Origin of the sequence: Paenibacillus sp. FSL H8-0168 (genome assembly GCF_038592955.1) — a bacterium.
Classification (GTDB): domain Bacteria; phylum Bacillota; class Bacilli; order Paenibacillales; family Paenibacillaceae; genus Paenibacillus; species Paenibacillus polymyxa_B.
In genome coordinates, this window is record NZ_CP151948.1 from 1,516,422 (window position 1) to 1,537,307 (window position 20,886).

At 48.0% G+C, this 20,886-nt stretch carries 18 protein-coding genes and 1 riboswitch; of the genes, 14 read left to right on the plus strand and 4 right to left on the minus strand.

From position 1 onward, the window contains the following. The first annotated feature begins 2 nt into the window (after positions 1-2). Positions 3-773 carry an MBL fold metallo-hydrolase gene (locus MHI21_RS07000; protein ID WP_165176278.1) on the plus strand — a complete coding sequence of 257 codons (771 nt, stop codon included), beginning with the start codon at positions 3-5 and terminating at the stop codon, positions 771-773. 15 nt (positions 774-788) lie between these two features. Here MHI21_RS07000 and MHI21_RS07005 read toward each other — a convergent pair whose 3' ends face one another. Then, complete coding sequence (locus MHI21_RS07005; RefSeq protein WP_342419699.1) at positions 789-2,282, minus strand: PLP-dependent aminotransferase family protein; 1,494 nt, start codon at positions 2,280-2,282, stop codon at positions 789-791. Between the two features lie 132 nt (positions 2,283-2,414). Here MHI21_RS07005 and MHI21_RS07010 point away from each other — a divergent pair, with 132 nt between their 5' ends. Continuing rightward, positions 2,415-3,326 carry an EamA family transporter gene (locus tag MHI21_RS07010; protein ID WP_013309297.1) on the plus strand — a complete coding sequence of 304 codons (912 nt, stop codon included), beginning with the start codon at positions 2,415-2,417 and terminating at the stop codon, positions 3,324-3,326. Positions 3,327-3,465: 139 nt separating this feature from the next. On the opposite strand, the gene MHI21_RS07015 is transcribed toward MHI21_RS07010, so the two are convergent. Both MHI21_RS07015 and MHI21_RS07020 read right to left on the minus strand, forming a co-directional pair. Beyond that, on the minus strand, positions 3,466-4,266 hold the full coding sequence (locus MHI21_RS07015) for a Cof-type HAD-IIB family hydrolase (RefSeq protein ID WP_023987642.1): 801 nt from the start codon (positions 4,264-4,266) through the stop codon (positions 3,466-3,468). 162 nt (positions 4,267-4,428) lie between these two features. Beyond that, entirely contained in the window at positions 4,429-5,430 is a 1,002-nt protein-coding gene (locus MHI21_RS07020) for a lipoate--protein ligase (RefSeq protein ID WP_342419700.1), read from the minus strand. A 159-nt stretch (positions 5,431-5,589) separates the two neighbouring features. Between MHI21_RS07020 and cobD the strand changes: the two genes are divergently transcribed. From cobD to MHI21_RS07070, 10 genes are all read left to right on the plus strand, one after another. Beyond that, positions 5,590-6,693: a threonine-phosphate decarboxylase CobD gene (gene cobD / locus MHI21_RS07025; protein ID WP_342419701.1), complete on the plus strand. Its 1,104-nt coding sequence runs from the start codon at positions 5,590-5,592 to the stop codon at positions 6,691-6,693. Then, complete coding sequence (cbiB, locus tag MHI21_RS07030; protein ID WP_342419702.1) at positions 6,683-7,654, plus strand: adenosylcobinamide-phosphate synthase CbiB; 972 nt, start codon at positions 6,683-6,685, stop codon at positions 7,652-7,654. The genes cobD and cbiB overlap by 11 nt, the downstream gene beginning before the upstream one ends. A 44-nt stretch (positions 7,655-7,698) precedes the next feature. Then, positions 7,699-8,457, plus strand: a complete 759-nt coding sequence (locus tag MHI21_RS07035; protein WP_342419703.1) for a histidine phosphatase family protein — start codon at positions 7,699-7,701, stop codon at positions 8,455-8,457. Between the two features lie 122 nt (positions 8,458-8,579). Then, positions 8,580-8,774, plus strand: a riboswitch (cobalamin riboswitch). 207 nt (positions 8,775-8,981) lie between these two features. Next, positions 8,982-9,989: a cobalamin-binding protein gene (locus tag MHI21_RS07040; RefSeq protein ID WP_341161987.1), complete on the plus strand. Its 1,008-nt coding sequence runs from the start codon at positions 8,982-8,984 to the stop codon at positions 9,987-9,989. Beyond that, positions 9,986-11,032, plus strand: coding sequence for an iron ABC transporter permease (locus MHI21_RS07045; RefSeq protein WP_341161986.1), 1,047 nt, complete (start codon positions 9,986-9,988; stop codon positions 11,030-11,032). Before MHI21_RS07040 ends, MHI21_RS07045 begins: the two co-directional genes overlap by 4 nt. Next, complete coding sequence (locus MHI21_RS07050; RefSeq protein WP_053324912.1) at positions 11,029-11,862, plus strand: ABC transporter ATP-binding protein; 834 nt, start codon at positions 11,029-11,031, stop codon at positions 11,860-11,862. Before MHI21_RS07045 ends, MHI21_RS07050 begins: the two co-directional genes overlap by 4 nt. A 43-nt stretch (positions 11,863-11,905) precedes the next feature. Further along, positions 11,906-12,976, plus strand: coding sequence for a nicotinate-nucleotide--dimethylbenzimidazole phosphoribosyltransferase (cobT, locus tag MHI21_RS07055; protein WP_341161985.1), 1,071 nt, complete (start codon positions 11,906-11,908; stop codon positions 12,974-12,976). Next, positions 12,973-13,533 carry a bifunctional adenosylcobinamide kinase/adenosylcobinamide-phosphate guanylyltransferase gene (cobU, locus tag MHI21_RS07060; RefSeq protein ID WP_342419704.1) on the plus strand — a complete coding sequence of 187 codons (561 nt, stop codon included), beginning with the start codon at positions 12,973-12,975 and terminating at the stop codon, positions 13,531-13,533. Before cobT ends, cobU begins: the two co-directional genes overlap by 4 nt. Continuing rightward, positions 13,530-14,399, plus strand: coding sequence for an adenosylcobinamide-GDP ribazoletransferase (gene cobS, locus MHI21_RS07065; protein ID WP_341161983.1), 870 nt, complete (start codon positions 13,530-13,532; stop codon positions 14,397-14,399). The genes cobU and cobS overlap by 4 nt, the downstream gene beginning before the upstream one ends. 38 nt (positions 14,400-14,437) lie before the next feature. Then, entirely contained in the window at positions 14,438-16,057 is a 1,620-nt protein-coding gene (locus MHI21_RS07070) for a cobyric acid synthase (RefSeq protein ID WP_341161982.1), read from the plus strand. 219 nt (positions 16,058-16,276) lie between these two features. On the opposite strand, the gene MHI21_RS07075 is transcribed toward MHI21_RS07070, so the two are convergent. Next, positions 16,277-17,977 carry a methyl-accepting chemotaxis protein gene (locus MHI21_RS07075; protein ID WP_341161981.1) on the minus strand — a complete coding sequence of 567 codons (1,701 nt, stop codon included), beginning with the start codon at positions 17,975-17,977 and terminating at the stop codon, positions 16,277-16,279. Between the two features lie 499 nt (positions 17,978-18,476). On the opposite strand from MHI21_RS07075, the gene MHI21_RS07080 reads away from it, so the two are divergent. Together MHI21_RS07080 and MHI21_RS07085 are read left to right on the plus strand one after the other, a co-directional pair. Continuing rightward, positions 18,477-19,718, plus strand: coding sequence for a PTS transporter subunit EIIC (locus MHI21_RS07080; protein WP_341161980.1), 1,242 nt, complete (start codon positions 18,477-18,479; stop codon positions 19,716-19,718). Positions 19,719-19,923: 205 nt separating this feature from the next. Continuing rightward, positions 19,924-20,757, plus strand: a complete 834-nt coding sequence (locus MHI21_RS07085) for a PRD domain-containing protein (RefSeq protein WP_023987656.1) — start codon at positions 19,924-19,926, stop codon at positions 20,755-20,757. Positions 20,758-20,886: the final 129 nt, after the last annotated feature.

Genomic DNA, 20,886 nt, shown 5'->3' on the forward strand with positions numbered 1-20,886 from the left:
CCATGAATCGGCTTATTTTTCTTGGCACGGGGGATGCAATGGGGGTTCCGCGTGTATATTGTGATTGTCTCGTATGCACAGAAGCTCGCACGACAGGGGCGAATGTAAGATTGAGATCGTCTGTGCTGATCGAAAGCGAGACGGAGGACTTTATGATTGATTGTGGCCCGGACTGGCGCAGACAGCTAGAATTACGCGGTTTGCGTTTTATCCCTACGATCCTTGTGACACATGCACATTTTGACCATATTGGAGGATTACCAGAATGGGCAGATGCCTGTCGCTGGACTGGGAACAGAGGTCGCTTGTACGCGCCACAGGAAGTGATCGACACGATCTTGCGTCAATTTTCCTGGCTCTCTGGAAACTTGGATCTTATTCCAGTAGACCAGGGAGCCCAACTTGGCGGATGGAATATCCGGGGATGGCGTGTGAATCACGGGAAGAACGGATATGCCTACGCTTATCGTCTGGAAAAGGACGGTTTCTCGTGGGCTTACTGTTCGGATTCGATTGGATTGAATGAGGTGGAAATTCTGCCCTTGCACAATCTGAATTTGCTCGTCCTGGGAACGAGTTTTTATCATGAGGAGGCCGAGTATGCCACCCGTTCCGTATATGACATGCTGGAGGCTCAGGAGCTTATAGGAAGGCTTAAACCCGAAAGCACAGTGTTTACACATATGTCCCATGATGTGGATGTCACACGCAACTATGGGCTTCTGGAAGGGATTAGCTTGGCACACACCGGCATGAGTTTGCCGTTAGAATAAAGGTGACCTTTACCTTTACATCGTTTGACTGATACGTAGAAGTGTGGAGATTCCTTCTTTGATTTGTAGCTCGTTGGCGTATGAATAGGACAGCCGTACATGCGTTTTACCCTCTGCGCCGATGGGATCAAATACATTGCCGGGGACAAAGGATACAGACTCTTGTAAACTTTTGGCAAGTAATTCATTAGGTTTCAACGTAGAAGGCAGCTGGAGCCACAGGTTGAGTCCCCCTGCCGGGCTGGTCCATGTCCAACCGGAGTCGCGGAGACTGTCTTCCATCGTTTCCTTACGAATCTGGAGCGCGATACATAGCTTTTTAATATGCTGCTGCATACGTGGAGATTGAAAGTATTCTAAAAACAGCTTTTGATTCAGCAGTGGCGATCCATTGTCCACTAACGCTTTGACGTTCAGCAGGCTGTTCATGAGCTGTGGTCGGCAGGTCACGGCTGCGATTCGTAGACCAGGTGCGACATATTTACTGTAACTTCGAATGTAGACGACGCTTCCCGAAACATCATAGGCGAAAATCGGAGAAGGCGGCTTTTGCCCAAAACTAATGTCATAGGTGCTGTCATCCTCAACAATGAGACAGCCATAGCGCTCGGCTAGTTCTGGCAGTCGTTTGCGCTGCTCATCGGGTACTGTAAAGCCCGTCGGGTTGTGGAATGTTGGATTCATATAAAAGAGGCGTGGTTTTTCCGTTTTCATGCACCATTCAATCTGGTCCATATCATAACCTTCCGGTCGAATATCTGTCATCGTCAGCCGCGCACCTTGTCTACGGAATATTTCCATGGCAGGGCCATAGGCAGGGCGTTCGATCAATACACGGTCTCCTGTATGGAGCAGAGATCGGGCAATTAAATCAATGGCTTGCTGTGCTCCCGAGGTAATCATCACTTCATCCGGTGATAAAGCAAAATGCTTATCCACGCTAAAATGCTGCGCCATGGCCTCCCGAAGCTCGGTATCACCCTGTACAGCGGAATAGGTGGCTGCTACTTTCGGATGCTTTTCAAAAACCTGCATCATCAGCTCTCCCCAAAATCGGTTGGGCAGGAGAGAGGGGTCAATCAGCGCTTTGGAAAACTGGAAATGCGTATTTACGGATTGAACGCGGCTAAGTCCATCCATTCCTCTCCAGGCTGAAACTGACGGATCATCTGCCGCATGGGCAGATTCGGAGTGAATCGTGAGGTGAAAGGACGAATGTCCCGAGTAGCCAGCATATTTTGCATGCCCAGTCGCTTGGGAAGCATGAACGTAATATCCTGATTTGTCCTTTACATAGACCAGTCCCCGTTGCTTCAACTCCTGATATGCCCGGAAAACAGTTAGCCGATGTACACCCAGCTCCTGAGCCAAGCTTCGTACGGACGGCAGCTTCATGTCTGTTTGCCAATCCCCGCGATCGATCCGCACAGTTACATAATGGATAACCTGCTCATACAGCTTTAAGGCATGATCGGCTGCAAAGAGTAGTTCGCTGTTGTTCTTACCCATGCTATCCACGCTCCTTTCTGTGTATTGTACTATATAGCACTTCAAAAACGTATACAACTGTTCTGTAGTTATACATCTGTTCTGTTCGTCTCCCTGTATGCTTAAAAGCAACTGAAGGGAGAGGGACGTATCATGATAGGTATCGCGTTTACAGTAATGTGTCTTATTTTTGGCACAACGTTTTTGGCCATAAAAGTGGGAGTGGAAGCCGGACTTCCGCCATTCCTATCGGCAGGTGTACGTTTTTTCGCGGCAGGGGCGATATTGTTCATTGCTATGAAGCTGACCGGAAAAGTACGATGGTCGTTATTATGGCGTAAGGAAATGTTGCTGATTGGAGCAGGAACGACCTTCGGTACATTTTCAGCCTTGTATTGGGCAGAGCAATATGTCAGCTCCGGGATCGGAGCTATTTTGTCAGCTACCGGGCCGATGATGATCGTCATTTTGCAATCTGTACTGCTACGGCAAAAAACGTCACGGATTACGGTCGTTGGCTGCATGATCAGCTTTCTTGGTGTGGTGCTGGTTGTGCTGCCCGGATTGGCGGTTCAGATCAGTGGTCTGTGGCTGGCGGGATGCCTTGTCATTTTGCTGGGGGAGCTGTGTTATTCCGGGGGAGCTCTGTATTCCAAGCGAGTGATGGATGTATTTCGTGAAACGAACCCGATTGCCCTGAATGCGGCGCAAATGATCCATGGGGGATGGATGCTGCTGTTACTGTCTGCGATCACGGAACCGTGGAGTTCTGAGGGGTGGCAGTATCTTCCTGCCATGGGGTCTTTACTTTATCTGATCCTGTTTGGTTCGATGATTGCACATACACTGTTCTACTGGCTCATGGAGCGTACAAATCCCCTGTTTCCGACGACGTGGCTGTATATATCACCGCCGATTGCGGTGGGCTTGGGAGCGTTGTTGTATGGAGAGCATGTAAGCTGGTGGATGCTGGCTGGGGTGCTGCTCATTGTGACCGGATTAATCCTTATGAACAATGGAATTATCCGTCTGGTGAACAGGCGTAAGGTACGTTCTGCTGCCTGATATTTTAAAGGGGGCAGGTTATTATATGATCTGACAGAAAAGGCCTCCAAACTGCCGTATGTTACTGAACATGCGACGTTTGGAGGCTTTGTTGTTGTACTACTTCATTTAAGTATTATAGGAACAGTTACTTTTTACTTTATTCAACGTTGAGTACGAATTTGTCGATGGCGTGCTTAACACCGTCTTCGTTATTGCTGCGAGTGATGTAATCAGCCAGCTTTTTCAAATCAGGAATGGCATTCTCCATCGCTATGCCGAGACCAGCGCATTCAAGCATCTCATGGTCGTTCCAAGAGTCACCGATAGCAATCGTTTCCGACAGTTCACAGCCAAAATGGTTTGCAAGGAAGGTAAGCGCATGGCCCTTAGTGCCTTCATGATGCATAATTTCCAGAAAATGAGGCTTGGATTTTGTAATGTGAACTTCATTGCCAAGCAGTTCGCGAAGTTCAGGAATTAATTCATCCAACACTTCAGGCTCGTCGATAATCAGCAATTTAGGAGCCGGCTGCTCTATAACTTTACTGAATACAGGCTCTACGAAATATTCCGTGTTGTTCAGCTCCGTGTAATCTTTGATTTTCTGATTATCTTCACGTGTGTACAATTTGTCATCTATATACGTTTGCAGATGCAGATTGCGTTCCACGCAGAACTCATACAGGCGACGTGCAGCCACGAGTGGAACATAACGCTCATACAGCACGTTTTCGTCCAGCAGGTTTTTAACCAAAGCTCCTTGGTACGTAATGATCGGCACGTTCAAACCCGTCTGGCGAGCAATTTTGTGTGCAGAGGCATAAGCTCGTCCAGTAGCGAGGGTAACCACCACACCTTTTGCTACAGCAGCTTCTAATGCCTGTTGTGTCGCTGGTGTGACTTCTTTCTGGTCGTTAATGAGTGTATCATCAATATCAATGGCAATTAATTTATACATATCGGTATTCTCTCCTTTATCTCTATCATGGGGCAATGCTAAAATTGTATCTTATAATATTCAAAATGACAATATCGCAATGAAAAGGGGACGGCTCCTATAAGAGCCTGTCCCCTTATAACCACTGAAGTATTGGCTTGAAACGATGGGAAAAAGTAACGGTTAGTCTTCCAAAAATACAAGTCCAACAAAATCGTCCAGCTCAATATTACCAAAATAGTGCTTCAAATCGAGAGAGGATAAGGCTTGACGCACCTCACCTTCATCATAACGCTTGCCGCGCAGGATATTTTCAATATCAGCAACGTCACCCACACCAAAGAAATCCCCATAGATTTTAATATCACGGATGTAGCCTTCCTTAAGATCCATGCGGATATCAATAATACCGACTGGAAATTTACGTGTGTGCTTGATATTGCTCTCGGGGGATAGACCGTAGTTCCAATCCCACGATTGGTAGCGTTCTTTGGATATTTCATGGATTTTGGCCCAATCGGTATCGTTGAGCTTATATTGAGGTACTTGATCCAATTCTGATCCGAATATGAAACGCAGCAGTTCCTCGCGAAATTGCTCTATGGTCATCTCACGGTCCATCAGTTCGCTGATGTTAGCCACGCGACTGCGGACGGATTTAGTGCTTTTGGATTTGAATTTTTCGGGATTGGCATGCAGCGATGCAGCCACATTATCCAAGTTCAGGTTGAACATCAATGTACCGTGGCTAAACATACGTCCGCGTGTGGCAAATTGGGCGTTTCCTGAAATTTTACGTTCTCCGACCTGTAGATCGTTGCGGCCTGTCATTTCAGCTTCTACTCCCATTTGGCGCAGGGCATCAATCACAGGTTGCGTAAATTTGAGGAAATTATGAAAGGACTCCCCGTTATCCTTGGTAATAAAGCTGAAATTTAAATTACCGAGATCATGATATACAGCCCCACCGCCGGACAGGCGACGAACGACTTGAATATTGTTGTCCCTAACAAACTCGGCGTTGATTTCTTCAATAGTGTTTTGATGCTTGCCTATAATAATAGAAGGCTGATTAATGTAAAACAGCAAATAGCTATCGTCCAGCGGTAGATGCTTGAGCGCGTATTCCTCAATAGCAAGATTAATGGCTGGATCGTGTATCCCCTGGTTGTCGATGAACAGCATGTCCATTCCTCCGTATATAAACTGTGTAATTTATGTGTGCCTCCTTCTATTGTAACCCAAGTGAGCCATGTACAAAAGCTCATTTGCATTGACGGGACGCAAAAAGCAGCCTCATAATGGAGCTAAATGATTGGAAACGGGCGGAAAGGATGAGAGGCAATGATAGAGGTTTACGGTCATGGCGGAGACAGGGAGACAGCTGCCGCGACTTTTGGCGGAGCTGCTGCGGATTTTGTAGATTTTAGTGCAAATATTAATCCGCTTGGTCCACCGCCAGAGGTGCTTGAGGCGCTGCAACACTCATTTGACACTGTGATTCGCTATCCAGACCCTGGGCATCGGAATTTTAAAAATATGCTCGCACGGCGACTGCATGTTCCACCGGAGTCGCTAAGTATCGGAAACGGAGCGGCTGAAAGCATGGCGCTCCTACTATTGGGACTAGCTCCTAAGCGTGTGGGTACAGTGGAGCCGTGTTTTTCGGAATATGCCGAGCTGGCTGGCAAATTCGGAGCCGAGGTCAACCGGGTGTATGGGAAGGCCTCGCTTCAATGGAAGGCGGACGTGGAGGACATCCTTCAGCTCATGGAGCAGGTAGATGTTTTGTTCCTCGGACAGCCGAATAATCCAAATGGCGTGCAATATAGTGAGCAGGAGCTGTGCGAGCTGGCAGAGGCGGCTGGCACAACGGGTACCGTGCTGGTGGTGGATGAAGCATTCATTGATTTTATTCCGCTGGAACGGCGAATCTCACTGCTGCCTGTGCTGGATCGCTATCCTCATGTGATTTTAATCCGGTCAATGACCAAATTTTATGCCATTCCTGGCCTACGATTGGGCTATGCGATTGCTCATCCGGACTATATCCGGCGAATGACGGCCAAACAGGTGACCTGGAGTGTGAATGGATTGGCATTGCTGGCTGGGGAGGCGTGTTTGAGAAGTGGGCAAGCATATGAGCGCCAAACACAGGAGCTGATTGCTGAGGAGCGCAACCGCCTATTGACCGCCTTGGCGGAATGGGGCTGCGGTGTCGTTCCCGGTGAAGCCAATTACGTGCTGGCAAGGGCGCCGGGTACGTGGAGCGCATCGGCTATTCAGCAGGCGCTTGGACAACGCGGAATTCTTATACGTAGCTGTGCTATGTATCCGGGACTGACAACGAGCCATTTTCGGATTGCGGTCAAGGATGCAGAAGCCAACGACAGGCTGTTGTCTGTATTGGGTGAAGTGCTGGAGGAGGAGCAGCGGCGTGACAGTTAGCTTGATTATCCTGGCAGCCTACCTTTTGGACAGGCTGATCGGTGATCCGAGGTGGTTGCCGCATCCAGTCATCGGTATGGGACATGCCATTTCGGCATTGGAAAAATTGATTCGCCGCCAGGTCCGAAGTGACCGGGGGCTGAAACGTGCGGGCATACTGCTTCCACTCATTGTGGCGGGAGGCTCCTTTGCGCTCGCCTGGGCGCTGTTGTACTTGCTTGCCTGGATTCGTCCGTGGTTGTCTGTCGGCGTAGAAATGGTGCTGATTGCGACCACGATTGCTTCCAAAGGACTAAAGGATGCAGGAATGGCAGTATACCGAGCGTTGCAGGCGGATGACCTGGCTGCGGCACGGCGGGAGCTAGGCATGATTGTCGGGCGGGATACGCAACAGCTTGATGAACCTGAGATTGTACGCGGTACGGTTGAAACGGTCGCTGAAAATATCGTGGACGCGATTATTTCCCCGCTTTTTTATGCCCTGATCGGGGGAGCACCCTTGGCGCTGGCTTATCGTGCTGTGAATACGCTCGATTCCATGGTTGGCTACAAAAATGAAAAGTATCTGCATTTAGGCTGGGCTTCAGCGCGTCTAGATGATGTGGCTAACTACATTCCAGCACGCCTGACAGCGGCAATGCTTGTCGTAGCGGCGTGGATGTACAAGCGAGATGCTGCAAGAAGCTGGCGCACAGTCAAGCGAGACGCTCGTCTGCACCCAAGCCCGAACAGTGGCTTCCCGGAATCAGCTGTTGCTGGTGCACTGGGGATTCGTCTTGGAGGCTATAATGTGTATCATGGCGTGCGCTCCTTTCGTGCATACATGGGCGATTGGATACGACCGCTAGAATCGAAAGATATACGGCATACAATTCAGCTGATGTTCGCCGTGTCCAGTATGTTTGTAGGATTGTGTTTGTTAGGAGCTGCAGGTTGTTTTGCCTTGGGATGGGTGCGGTGAGGGTGAGGAGTGACACACTGAATAATGATCGAGCAGGAAGTGACATGATCTTAAAACAAGATATAGCAGTAAAAAGGACAGTAGAATACGCACAAAATCCGAACTCACAGGAGGATAAGGTGCCGGATTATGCTAAAGAAGATCTGCATTGGGACATGGAACTCGTGTTAGTTCGTCACGGCACAACCTTATGGAATAAGGAACGTCGATATCTGGGACACTCCGACTTAGGTTTGCTACCGGGAGCAGAACAGGAATTAAAGCCTTTGCAAGAAGAATTGCAGGGGCAGTTCTTTGCTCGAATCTATTGCAGCGATTTAATGCGATGTCGCCAGACCTTGCAGATCATTGTGCCGGAATCAGAATTGACGTCTGGAGGTTCCCTATCTATTATGTCTCCTACGATGGAACCACGTCTGCGAGAGCTTCATTTTGGCGAGTGGGATGGAAAAACGTATGACATGCTCAAGGATGTGTCGTTGTATCGCGCTTGGATTGATGAGCCACAACGGATAACCCCTCCTGGAGGAGAGTCTTGGACAGATTTTGTGAATCGTTTGCGGAAATTTCTTGACTCTCTGTATGAATGGCGTGTTGCTATGGAAGTTCAACCCATGGATTTGGCTGCTGGGCCGCCCTCTGTTTTGGTCGTTACGCATGGTGGCGTAATTCGTCAGTTAGCTTGCATGCTGATACCGGGTCATGATTTTTGGAGTCTGAATCCGAAGCCGGGAGAAGCATTTAGGATTCAATTGAGGCTGGCAGGACCGCACAATTACATAGCGGAAATGCTCTCTCATTAGGTTAGACACCAGCGGATAAAGAGGCTGTTTGGGTTGTAAGCCGCCTCATTTTAACCTATAATCATCAAGTAAAAGAACGGCTTGACTACCACTACATCAAATATCCAGCAGACGAGGTCGGCGCAGTGTGATGAAACTATGGTTTCCCTTGCCTGCGCTGTTAAAAGGGAAGTCGGTGTAAGTCCGGCGCGGTCCCGCCACTGTAAATGGAAACATGCCCGTTAGTCCTGCTTTATGTGCTACTAAGCATATGAAGGGATTTCAGGACATGCATCTTACCATAAGTCAGGATACCTGCCCGTCCGCCTGTCACCATAATCCTTCGAGGAAAGGATGACGTGTTCGCAGTGACTGTCCGTGCGGAAAGAAGCTGCCGCCTGCGCACGATCTGCGCTAACGTGACCCCTGTGTCCTGATATAAGGATGCGGGGTTTTTTAGATAGGAAAAGAAGGCTGGATTTAGAAGATATCTGATGATGATCAAGTAACGCTCTTAACGATTTTTTTATGAAGGGGTGCAAATCATGGCAGGAAAAAAAATAAAGGTTTGGACAACAGGTCTATTGGTTCTGATTTTGGCAGTTGTGCTGAGTGCATGTGGCGCTAATGGAAAAAATGCTGAAAATAAAGAGAATCAGACTTCTTCACAGCAGCCAGGAAAGACCGTAACCGCACAAGAGCCTCCGGGCAAAACAGTTTACCCACTCACAGTTAAGGATGCAACAGGACAGGAATTTACATTCAAAAAAGCGCCGGATAAAATCGTTTCCGTCTCCCCGGCAGAAACCGAGGCGCTGTTCGCCATCGGGCTGGATAAGGAAATAGTTGGCGTCTCCGACTACTCTGATTACCCGGAAGCAGCTACGAAAAAGCCTAAAGTAGGCGGTATTATGAAACCGAACGAAGAGGCGATCATTGCTGCTAACCCGGGAGTCGTTTTTGCAGGGATATCACTTAGTGAACAGGCTACGACCAAGCTGCGCGACATGGGAATTATGATTTTTAAAACGGAACCGAAGACAGTTGAAGATGTCATAGCTAACATCGAATTGTATGGGAAAATCACCGATCATCAGAAAGAAGCGAGAGCGGTGACTGACAAGATGAGAGCAGATGTAGCGGAAGTGAAAGAAGGAGTTAAAAATATCGGTAAAGGGCAGAAGCTGCGGGTATACGTCGAGTTTTCACCAGGCTGGACAGTTGGTAAAGGCGAGTTTATGGACGAGCTGATTACGTTGGCGGGCGGCGAAAATGTAGGTGCCACGCAAAAGGGGTGGTACCAAATTAGTGAAGAAAATATTATTGCTGCGAACCCTGACGTGATTTTGTACAGCAAAAGTGTCAAGGACGACAAAACTGGCCAGACGCTCGGCGAAATCATTAAAGCTCGCAGTGGATGGGATCAAATATCGGCTGTTCGCCACAACCGGGTGTTTGCCGTGGATGATAATTTGATCAGTCGTCCGGGTCCACGCGTAACGGAAGGTCTCAAGGAAGTGGCCAAGGGCGTGTATCCTGAAATTTTCAAATGAACCGTAAACTGATCGGCTTTGGAGGGACAGGTCTTGTCCTGCTGTTGCTGACGCTGCTGCTCTGTCTTGGCATCGGCTCGGCCAAGCTTCCGGTCAGCCAGATCACGGGCATTCTGGTTAACCACCTTCCGTGGTTAGGCGATACGTTTACACCGGATTGGAATACATCCTCAGAGCAGATTATTTTGAAGGTCAGATTGCCACGAGTGTTACTGGGAATGTTGGTAGGAGCAGCGCTGGCGCTAGCGGGAGCCGGATTTCAGGGTGTGCTGCGTAATCCTTTGGCTGATCCGTATACACTGGGGGTATCCTCGGGGGCTTCGGTAGGAGCGGCAGTACTGATCTATTGGGGCCTTCAATTTTCATTTGTTGGCATATGGACGCTGCCGCTAGTGGCATTTACGACCGGAATGCTGACGCTGTGGATGGTGCTAACGTTGGCACGGGAAGGTGGAAAAATTCCGACACAAAGTCTCATTTTGTCGGGTGTGGTGATGCAATCCTTTCTAGGAGCAGTTGTTTCCTTTCTGACAGCCATGTCGAAGGAGACGGTCAATGAAATATTGTACTGGACGATGGGAAGTCTTAGTCTGCGCGGTTGGTCATATACAGGAATCCTTTTACCTTATGTGGTCATAGGACTGGTATTTCTATGGAACCGGGCACGTGTGCTGAATATTTTGGCTTTGGGTGAACGTCAGGCGGCTCACATGGGAGTTCATGTAGATGCGACGAAGCTATCTGTTTTGATCATTTCCACGCTGCTGACAGCTGCCGCTGTCTCGGTATGTGGAGTGATTGGCTTTGTGGGACTTGTTGTACCGCATATCATTCGTCTGATGACAGGCCCTGATTACCGGATGATTGTTCCATTATCTGCGCTCGGTGGAGCTATTTTTATGGCTTGGGCAGATACGGCGGCTCGCACGTTGTTAGCCCCCACGGAAATTCCCCTGGGAGTGATGACGGCCTTTGTTGGGGCACCATTCTTCGCATATCTCCTGTACCGGAACAAGAAGCTGCGCAGGGGGGAACTGCTGTGACAGAACAAAGTGAATCACAGAAGGTGCGTGATCGGGCATTAGAGGTAGCGGGTCTGACACGTGCCTATGGAGAGTTCCATGCGTTAAAGAATATAAGCTGGAGCGTCGACGAAGGAACTTGGTGGGGGATTATTGGTCCGAACGGCAGTGGAAAATCGACCTTGCTGCATCTGCTTTCGGGTGTAGATCAGCCAACTTCAGGAAACGTTCATATCTATGGCAAAAAGGTCGGTAGCTACAGCAGAAAAGAGCTTTCCCGACTCATAGCCGTACTCCAACAGGAAGGGCTTCCTCCAGTGGGATACACCGTCAGGGAAGTCGTAGAAATGGGACGTTTTCCTCATCAGGACTGGCTAGGTAGGGAAAAGGGTGTTGATGTGGAGGCGATCACGGATCGCGTGCTGGAGCGATTGGGTCTTACCACGTTGGCGGACAGAGCATTGGACCGCTTGAGTGGGGGACAGCGACAGCGTGTAGCTTTGGCAAAAGTAATGGTGCAGGAGCCACGAATATTGCTGCTGGACGAGCCTACGACCTATCTGGACTTGCGCTATCAGCTTGAATTTATGGAACTGCTGGCAGATTGGCGCCAAGAAACGGGTGTGACGATCATTGCGGTCTTGCATGATCTTAACTTGACAGCCCAATTTTGCGAAGATTTGCTTGTACTCAAGGATGGAATGGTTGAAGGATTGGGAGCTTCATCGAAGTTATTAACCGAGGATCGGATTCGACGAGTATACGGTGTTGAGCCTGTGATGCTTCCGCATCCTGATAGCGGTGTGCCGCAGCTCTTGCTGCGCAGAAGTGCTTCGGATACAGCAGATTAAATAAACGATGAAACACACTTAAAAAGAGCAGGGAGTGGAAGGTATGAACAACAAGCTGCGTCAGCTGATCGATAGCATTGCCCAGCCGGATGGGGTGGCGGCCTCGGCAGCTTTAGCCCATTTGGACCAATTAACAAAGCCACCGGGAAGTCTTGGGAAGTTGGAAAGTGTGGCCATCAAGCTAGCAGGAATTACAGGAGTGGACAAGCCTGAATTTGATCGTAAAACGGTTATGGTCATGGCTGCGGATCACGGGGTGTGTGAAGAGGGAGTCAGTGCCTTTCCGGCTGAGGTTACACAGCAAATGCTGTATAACATGCTGTCAGGTGGCGCGGCAATTAATGTGCTGGCACGCCATGCTGGCGCAGATGTCAAGGTGGTAGATGTTGGCGTGAATGCGGATGTCGCTCACGCGAATCTGGTGGACCGTAAGGTACGCATGGGTACTTCAAATATAGCTAAAGGGCCAGCAATGCTGCGTACGGAAGCGGAACAGGCGGTTTTGGCCGGAGCTGAAGCCGTAGCAGAAGCGGTCAAAGGTGGCACACGGCTATTCGTTACCGGAGAACTGGGCATCGGGAATACGACAGCCAGCGCTGCGGTCGTATGTGCTCTTACCGGGCTAGAGCCGGAAGTTATCGTAGGCCGGGGAACGGGTGTAGATATGGCTGGGCTTACCCGTAAAATATCGGTTGTCTGCCGCGCATTGGAGGTGAACCAGCCAGATGCAAATGATGCGCTCGACGTGCTCACTAAGGTCGGCGGTCTGGAGATTGCCGCCTTGGCAGGAGTCATCCTCGGCGCAGCCGCACATCGCTGTCCAGTCGTGTTGGACGGCTTTATTTCAGGCGCAGCCGCCCTCGCAGCGCGTGCACTTGCGCCTGCTAGCGCTGCGTACATGCTCGCTTCGCACGCCTCGGACGAGCGCGGGCACGCGGCGGTGCTTCGCCAGCTCAAGCTGGAGCCCATGCTTTATTTGGACATGCGGCTCGGGGAGGGCACAGGCGGTGCGCTTAGCTTGCACCTGATTGATGCGGCGTGCCGCATCATGCGCGAAATGGCGACCTTTGCCGATGCAGGCGTATCGGACGGTCAGGGAGCCGCGCAGCGATGAAAGCGCTCGTGACCGGCGGGGCACGCAGCGGAAAAAGCGACTTTGCCGAGCGATTATGCATGTCGCGCGCTTCGCGCGCCTGCTACATTGCAACGGCGCAAGCCTATGACATGGAGATGAAGGAGCGCATCGCCCTTCATCGGGTCCAGCGCGAGTCTGCCGGATACGACTGGCAGACGCTGGAGGAAGCGCAGGCGCTGCCGGAGCTGCTGCAGCGGCTTGGTGGCGATCAAGCGTCGCAGCCCGCGCCTATGTTGCTAGTCGACTGCCTGACCCTGTGGCTGTCGAATGTGCTGCTGGCCGCAGGCGAGGACGGCGAAGCTGCGTCCAGAGCTGCCATGGACGCACTGGCGGCAGCTGTGGAGCAGTATCCAGGGCAGCTTGTCATCGTAACCAACGAGGTTGGTGACGGTATTGTGCCCGAATATCCGCTGGGTCGGCTGTATCGGGATTTGAGTGGGGTTATGAATCAGCGGATTGCCCGTCTTTGTGATGAAGTATTTTTGGTGACGGCGGGCATTCCCGTAGAACTCAAACAGTTGGAATATAAGCTATGAGCCGCGAACGTCAGGCTGTTGCTGCGGCTTTTCAATTTTTAACGCGTCTTCCGGTGAAGGCGGAAATAGATTTTTCCCCGGATTTGCTTAAATGCAGTGCAAGTTATTATCCGCTGGTGGGAGTGGTTATTGGCATCATTGTCTGGGGCTTTGCGGCGCTTACTTCTATGGTATTGCCGCCGTTGCCGTGTGCGATTCTTACGCTTGTTGTCTGGGTTTGGTTGACGGGCGGATTGCATTTGGACGGGTGGATGGATGCGGCCGATGCCTTGTTCAGCTACCGATCTCGTGAGCGGATGCTGGAGATTATGAAAGATAGCCGTGTAGGGGCTATGGGCGTTATTGCTTGTGTGCTGCTACTCATGCTCAAGGCTTCTTTGCTGTATACGGTGCTGGTTGAACGGAATGTGTCTGGCTTGCTGCTGCTTCCGATGGTTTGGAGCCGCTGGTTTATGGTACATGCAATGAAGCGCTGGCCTAAAGCTCGTAATGATGATGGGCTGGCTGCGCGTTTTGCTGATATGAGTGGTGGCCGCGTAGGGTTGGCCGTATTCTGGGCAGTATTAGTGACCCTGAGTGCTGCCGTAGGACAATATCTTCTGGCAGGTTTGGCTACAGCAACAAGGGGGACTGGGAATCTGTCGTTGGCAGGATCCTACTTACAGACGTTCCTTTCATATTCTGAGAGCCTTCCAATCTCGCTAGGTTTTGTGTTGCTTCCGGTCTTGGCTTACGGTGTTGGAACCTTCACGGCAAACCGTATTAACCGCCGCTTGGGTGGACTTACAGGAGATATATACGGAACTTTAAACGAATTGCTGGAGACTGTTTTATTGTTGTTTATTGTCATTTTGTACGGGTTGTGACCAGATTTGAAATGAATTCGTTAAAGGGGAAGAGGCAATTGTCAACTTTCGAACCGTCCTGCACGAACCCGTCAGCCGTATTAATGCTTCAAGGAACAGCGTCGGATGTGGGCAAAAGCGTCGTGACGACTGCGCTTTGCCGTATTTTTACGCAGGACGGATATCGTCCCGCACCGTTTAAGTCGCAAAATATGGCGTTAAACTCTTATGTTACCGAGGACGGCAAGGAAATTGGACGAGCTCAGGGGGTGCAGGCTGAGGCCTGCGGTATTGAGGCCACGACTGACATGAATCCGATTCTGATTAAGCCGGTCAAAGATATGCACTCACAAATTGTTGTACACGGTGTACCTTATGCCTATATGAGCGCCTCCGATTACCGGAAGGATTTTTTGCCAAAAGCCAAACAGACCGTCATGGATGCTCTGAATCGGTTGCGTGATACCTATGATATTGTCCTTATGGAAGGGGCAGGCAGCCCGGCAGAGATTAATTTGAAGGACCGCGATATCGTAAATATGAATCTGGCAGGTTGGGCGGATGCTCCAGTGTTGCTTATTTCAGATATCGACCGGGGCGGTGTTTTTGCCTCTCTCGTAGGAACTATCGAATTACTGGAACCCCATGAAGTACAGCGTATCCGCGGATTTATCATTAATAAATTCAGAGGTGATCTGTCTCTGCTTCAACCAGGATTAGACTGGCTGGAAGAACGGACAGGCATTCCTGTACTCGGTGTATTGCCCTATCTGCCAGACATACGCATTGAAGCAGAGGATTCGGTAGTATTGGATAAGAAGCCCAAGCAATCTGCAAAGGATAAAGAACTGGATATTGCGGTGATACGATATCCGCGGATTTCCAATTTTACAGATACGGATGCTCTGGCCGCAGAGCCGGATGTGAGTGTTCGTTATGTCACAGAAGCCGGACAGTTGGGCGTACCGGACGCCATTATCTTACCAGGGACCAAAGACACCATTGGAGACCTGCTGGAATTGCGTGAGAGAGGTCTGGAGAAAGACATTCGGCAGGCTATGAATACCGGATGCACACAGCTAGTTGGCATTTGTGGAGGTTATCAGATGCTGGGTACCGCACTTTTTGATCCCGAAGCCGTCGAATCTGGGTTGCCGCAGCAGGCAGAAGGGTTAGGTTGGCTTGCTCTATCCACGACCTTTTTAAAGGAAAAGCAAACCGTACGCGTACAGGGAACCCTGTCTAATCATTGCCCGCTTTTGCTTAGCACTGCGACTGATTCAGGTTCTGCCTCCAAGCCAAGCATTGAAGGTTATGAAATACATATGGGCGTTACGGAGTATGTTACGGAACCATACGCACCTACAGATAGAACTTTAAACCTAAGCGAAATGAAAAGGTTATTCTATATCCGGCGTGGCGAAGGAACAGCTTTTGAGGAAGGCTGGGGTACAACAGATGGTAAAGTATGGGGAACCTATTTACATGGTGTGTTTGATAATGACCTTTTTCGCCGGTGCTGGCTGGATGGATTGCGACAAACCAAGGGCTTGGCACCTTTAGAAAGCACTTTTACTGTACGTGAAGCCAAGGAACGAGAGTTTGACCGTGTCGCAGAAGTGGTACGGGCTCATTTAGATATGGAGCAAATTTATCGTATTATGGGAATGAATTCATAAACTTCATGGATGATTATTAAAATCGCTTTTAAAAAATAAAGAGGTATCTCTACAGCCATTATTAAGACTGTGAGATACCTCTTTTTATTCAGGATTTTGCAAAATTCGATTCCAGTCGCTCTGAAGTGCAAGATATAGACGAACTAAACCATTTCGATCTACATCTTGTCCATTGGAAGTCGCTTATGGGATTTTTGCAAAATCCTCTATTGTATCGGCTTACGTAATTTTAAATTTTTGGACAGCCTTTTGCAGTTCGGTTGCTTGTTTGCTTAATTGGCGAACAACCTCGCTGTGGCTTTCCATTTCATTCAGTTGCTCATCGGCATTTAAACCGATTTCTTGAATCATATGCTGTGCATTGGCTGCGATGAGAGCTGTCTCTTCCACGGAAGCAGATACTTCCTCCGAGCTGGCGGATACCTGCTCCGTTGCTGCAGAGACCGTTTGAATCGTAGCATTGATCTTTTGCATAAGCTCACTTAGCTGGTTAAAGGCTGAACTCGCTTGTTGAACCATTTCCGTTCCCGAATGAATTTCACGGCTCACCTGGGTCACAGAGTCCACAGATTGTTGCGATACTTCTTGAATGGTAACCAAATAGTCGGAAATTTCTTGTGTGGCTTCTTTAGATTGCTCGGCAAGCTTACGTACTTCTCCGGCTACTACGGCAAAGCCCCGTCCATGTTCGCCCGCTCGGGCAGCTTCAATGGAGGCATTCAGGGACAACATTTGAATTTGCTTCGTAATATCGAAAATAGCCGAAACGATACTGCCAATGGCTTCTGAGCGCTCATTCATACTATGGATGTATCGAAGCGATTCATCGGCAGCATGTCCTACCTGTGACATTTGAGCTACAGCTTTTTGAGCGAGCGTATTACCGTTAACCGTTTCTTTCGTTGCTTCACTGATTTGATCGGATACATCATTGGCAGAGGAGGCGATGTGCTGAACACCTTGAGCGATTTCCTCCATAGCCTGTGCATTTTCAGCAGCAGCTGTAGCTATGCTGGTACTGCCCTTTGCTACTTCCTCTGCGGCAACTGTAGAGTCCTGCACTTTTACACTCATAGCCTCAGTCCGACGAAGTAGCTCGTCCGATCCTGCAACAACCGCACCGGATGTAGAAAGCACATGGCCGATCATTTCTTTCAAGTTATGAGACATGGATTGGAAGCTGCGGGCAAGTTGGGCAATTTCATTGACTCCATGAACCTTCGCTTCTTGTGAAAGATCACCTTGAGCAATTTTTTCGCTATGACGAACCAATTCAGCAATGGGTTCTACAACTTTACGTATCACGAGGGTAGAAATAATGCCGCCCAGCAGGAGCGTTGCCACTGTAATACCTATGCAAATCCATAGAATTTGTTGGGATTTTTCCTGTACAAATCCGACGTCTTCGTTCACACCCAGAACTAGATTACTACCTGATATAGCAAAGAAGGCGGTTTTGTGTACTCCGTATGAATCGCTGTAAATTTCACTGATATTCATCTCGCCTTGTTTTGCTTTTTTAATATCCTCAACAGGAATGAGTGCATCCTTGACCTTGTATACTGATTTTACATTCCGTGCGACGACTTCGGCTTTATCATCCTTCACTACCGCGATATATGCCGATTCTAATTTGAGGGTATCGACCTTGTCCTGAAGATAGGATTCCATCTGTATAGCGGAGCCGGAATCAGAACCGCTTCCTTGCCCAGCCTGAACAGCTAAGGAAATATTGAGATCCTGATACACATTTTTAGCTCCAGTTTCTAGCAATTGGTCTACCTGAGGCATGACACTGTTATTAATGATACTCATGGATATTGCATAGAAACTGATGCTGAACAAAAGGGACGCAAAGAGCTGAATCAGCAAAAACATAATTCGTAATTTCGCGCCAATGGAACGATTAAAACTCTTCATGAAAAATCTCCTCTCACATGATGGTAATAAAATCAGACGAATTCCCTGCTTGAAGTAGGCCGCTTGTCCAATAGATACTTGACACGCCATGATCTACTTGTGTTCCTTTCCTTGCTTGAAGAAAAGACTGAAAATGTTCGGATTCTATGTATATTTCAGCTGAATTCAAGGGACAAGAATGTGAAAGGGAAGTAATCCATGATTTACTAAAAAGTAGGTTAGACCTATTTTACATAATTAACAGACGGTTGAATAGTCATATTTGCCCAAAAACAAACAAAAAATATATAACTATGGTCTTAGGTGTTTAGATGTAAGTTTGATGTAAATTATCAGGTGCATAAAAACGAATAGATTACTCCTTCTTTAAAACTATTGTAAAAAAGAAGTAATATAAGTAGCATAAGGAATACCGCTTTTATTACAATATTCTTCTAAGCTTGGTTTGGTAAGTTCGAAAGTGGTCTTCAATATACATATAAAAGGGGAAAAGGTTGTTATGAATCGGGATTTACCTTCCAAAGAAGTGATTTCGCAGGTCAGAGGAGAAGATACACAGGAGCAGACTTCCGGAAGTTACAGAGCTGCCACAGGGAGAAATCCGATAAGTCGTCTATTAGATTATGTATCAGGCGTATTCACTCCGATCTTGCCGGCAATGATTGGAGCGGGAATGATCAAGGTATTAATATCTATTTTCATGTCCTTAGGTTTATTGTTGTCTGATCCGCAGGTATATACTATTTTAATGGCTATCAGCGATGGGATATTTTATTTTTTACCTATTTTTGTTGCGGCAAGTGCGGCAAGAAGGCTGCGCAGCAATGTGTTTGTTGCGGCAGCCATCGCAGCATCCGTATTCCATCCCCAATTAACAAGTTTACTCCAGTCTGGTGAGGAGGTGCGTTTTGCCGGTCTACCAGTTATAGACCCACAAGCTGCTTCATCTATAGTACTCATACTTGTTGTCGTCTGGATAGCATCGTATGTCGAAAAATGGTTAGACAGGTATATCCCTTATTCACTTAAATTAATGGTTGTCCCGACTTTGACACTGATGATCACTATACCTTTAATGGTGTTCGCTTTCGGGCCACTGTGGAGTTATCTCGGCCAACATGTATCCGATGGACTAGGCTGGTTGTTTGACAATGCAGAAGTATTTACAGGGTTGTTGCTCGGAGGCACGATGTCTTTGCTTATTATTGCAGGTATGCAATATATAATGCTACCGATTATGATCAGCTCGCTTACAACATTGGGTTATGATCACCTTTTTCCCGTGGTCGTTGCAGCGGCTTTCGCTCAGGCTGGCGCAACATTTGGCGTATGTGTTAAATCCAAAAATGCCAAAGTCAAAACGCTGGCTGCGTCCACAGGTTTGTTGGCCATGCTGGGAATCATTGAACCGGCTATGTATGGTGTCAATATCCGTTTCAAAAAACCGTTAATAGCAGTTATGATCGGTGGAGCCGTTGGTGGGGCTTGTATGTGTCTGTTTGAAACCGAGCTTACTGCTATTGGTGCCTCAGCTGGGTTGCTCAGCTTACCTTTATTTTCTGAACCCACGCTTGTGTACGGTATTGTGGGTATGCTGATTTCGTTTGTTACGGCTGGCGTAATTACGTATTTTATGGGCTTTGTGGATGAAAAAGATGAGCATTCGCAAGTAGTGTCCACATCTGACATGAATGATTCTCCTTCTCCGAACTCGGTTGTGGAAAAGAGCCCTGGCAGCTAAGGCGTGCCAACGCCCAAAAGCCTCATGAAAGTGTTTACAAAAAAACTTGTCACCTCAGTCTTTATATGATATTATGGTGTCAGTTATTCAAAACTGCACAATCGTGGATTGTTACTGAGCGTATCGGGCAAAACCATAAGCAGGCACTATGTGTCAGTTTTGGTATTGCCTTTTTTTACTACTCCAAGCGGCTTAAGGTGATGGAATGAAGATAGCAAAGGTGCTGAATAATAACGTCGTAACGGTCATTGATGAACAGCAGAAAGAATTAGTCATTATGGGAAGAGGAATTGCTTTTAAAAAAAACACAGGCGATGAGATTGAAGAAGAGAAAATCGAGAAAATTTTCAAACTTGAAAGTACCGAGGTTTCCCGCAAACTCATGACCCTGATGTCTGATATCCCCATTGAATATGTTGAAATTTCTGATGAAATCATCCAATATGCCAAAACGATACTTGGTGTAGAGTTGCATGACAGCATCTATATTTCGCTGACGGATCATATCCATTTTGCCATAGAGCGTTATCGCTTGGGTATGGATATCAAAAATGCACTTTACTGGGAAATCAAGCGAATGTACCGTAAGGAATTCACGATTGGGACCAAAGCATTGCACATGATTCAGGACAAGCTGGGAGTTACACTTCCAGATGATGAAGGAGCATTTATCGCCTTACATTTGGTGAATGCACAGCTTAATAGCGAAATGCGCGAAACGATAACCCTGACTAACATTGTCAAGGATATCATAAATATTGTAAGTCGCTTTTTTGTAATGGATCTGGATGAAGAGTCGTTAAGCTATTACCGCTTTATTACACATCTCAAATTTTTTGCTCAACGGGTAATGAATGGGACCCCTGTACAAAATACAGATAATTCCCTTCATGATATGGTTAAGGTTCAGTATAAGAATGCTTACGCCTGCGCGGAAAAAATAAGAGATTATACCACTAAAATCTATGGTCGAAGCTTGTCCCAGGATGAGATGTTGTATCTCACCATTCATATCGAGCGTATCATTAAAAATCAATGATTTCATGTATGATCAGGGATTTAGGATTGCTACTTCTAAACCAGAAGGCAAAACCTGAATGCTGAAAGAAGATTGGCTTTTTATAAAGCTGTCTGCTTTCTGTATTCAGGTTTTTTTATTGCCCATTTG

Coding starts and splice junctions, on each gene's coding strand:
- MHI21_RS07000 (WP_165176278.1), top strand. CDS start 3: ATGAATCGGCTTATTTTTCTTGGCACGGGGGATGCAATGGGGGTTCCG.
- MHI21_RS07005 (WP_342419699.1), bottom strand. CDS start 2,282: ATGGGTAAGAACAACAGCGAACTACTCTTTGCAGCCGATCATGCCTTA.
- MHI21_RS07010 (WP_013309297.1), top strand. CDS start 2,415: ATGATAGGTATCGCGTTTACAGTAATGTGTCTTATTTTTGGCACAACG.
- MHI21_RS07015 (WP_023987642.1), bottom strand. CDS start 4,266: ATGTATAAATTAATTGCCATTGATATTGATGATACACTCATTAACGAC.
- MHI21_RS07020 (WP_342419700.1), bottom strand. CDS start 5,430: ATGCTGTTCATCGACAACCAGGGGATACACGATCCAGCCATTAATCTT.
- cobD (WP_342419701.1), top strand. CDS start 5,590: ATGATAGAGGTTTACGGTCATGGCGGAGACAGGGAGACAGCTGCCGCG.
- MHI21_RS07035 (WP_342419703.1), top strand. CDS start 7,699: ATGATCTTAAAACAAGATATAGCAGTAAAAAGGACAGTAGAATACGCA.
- MHI21_RS07040 (WP_341161987.1), top strand. CDS start 8,982: ATGGCAGGAAAAAAAATAAAGGTTTGGACAACAGGTCTATTGGTTCTG.
- MHI21_RS07045 (WP_341161986.1), top strand. CDS start 9,986: ATGAACCGTAAACTGATCGGCTTTGGAGGGACAGGTCTTGTCCTGCTG.
- cobT (WP_341161985.1), top strand. CDS start 11,906: ATGAACAACAAGCTGCGTCAGCTGATCGATAGCATTGCCCAGCCGGAT.
- cobU (WP_342419704.1), top strand. CDS start 12,973: ATGAAAGCGCTCGTGACCGGCGGGGCACGCAGCGGAAAAAGCGACTTT.
- cobS (WP_341161983.1), top strand. CDS start 13,530: ATGAGCCGCGAACGTCAGGCTGTTGCTGCGGCTTTTCAATTTTTAACG.
- MHI21_RS07075 (WP_341161981.1), bottom strand. CDS start 17,977: ATGAAGAGTTTTAATCGTTCCATTGGCGCGAAATTACGAATTATGTTT.
- MHI21_RS07080 (WP_341161980.1), top strand. CDS start 18,477: ATGAATCGGGATTTACCTTCCAAAGAAGTGATTTCGCAGGTCAGAGGA.
- MHI21_RS07085 (WP_023987656.1), top strand. CDS start 19,924: ATGAAGATAGCAAAGGTGCTGAATAATAACGTCGTAACGGTCATTGAT.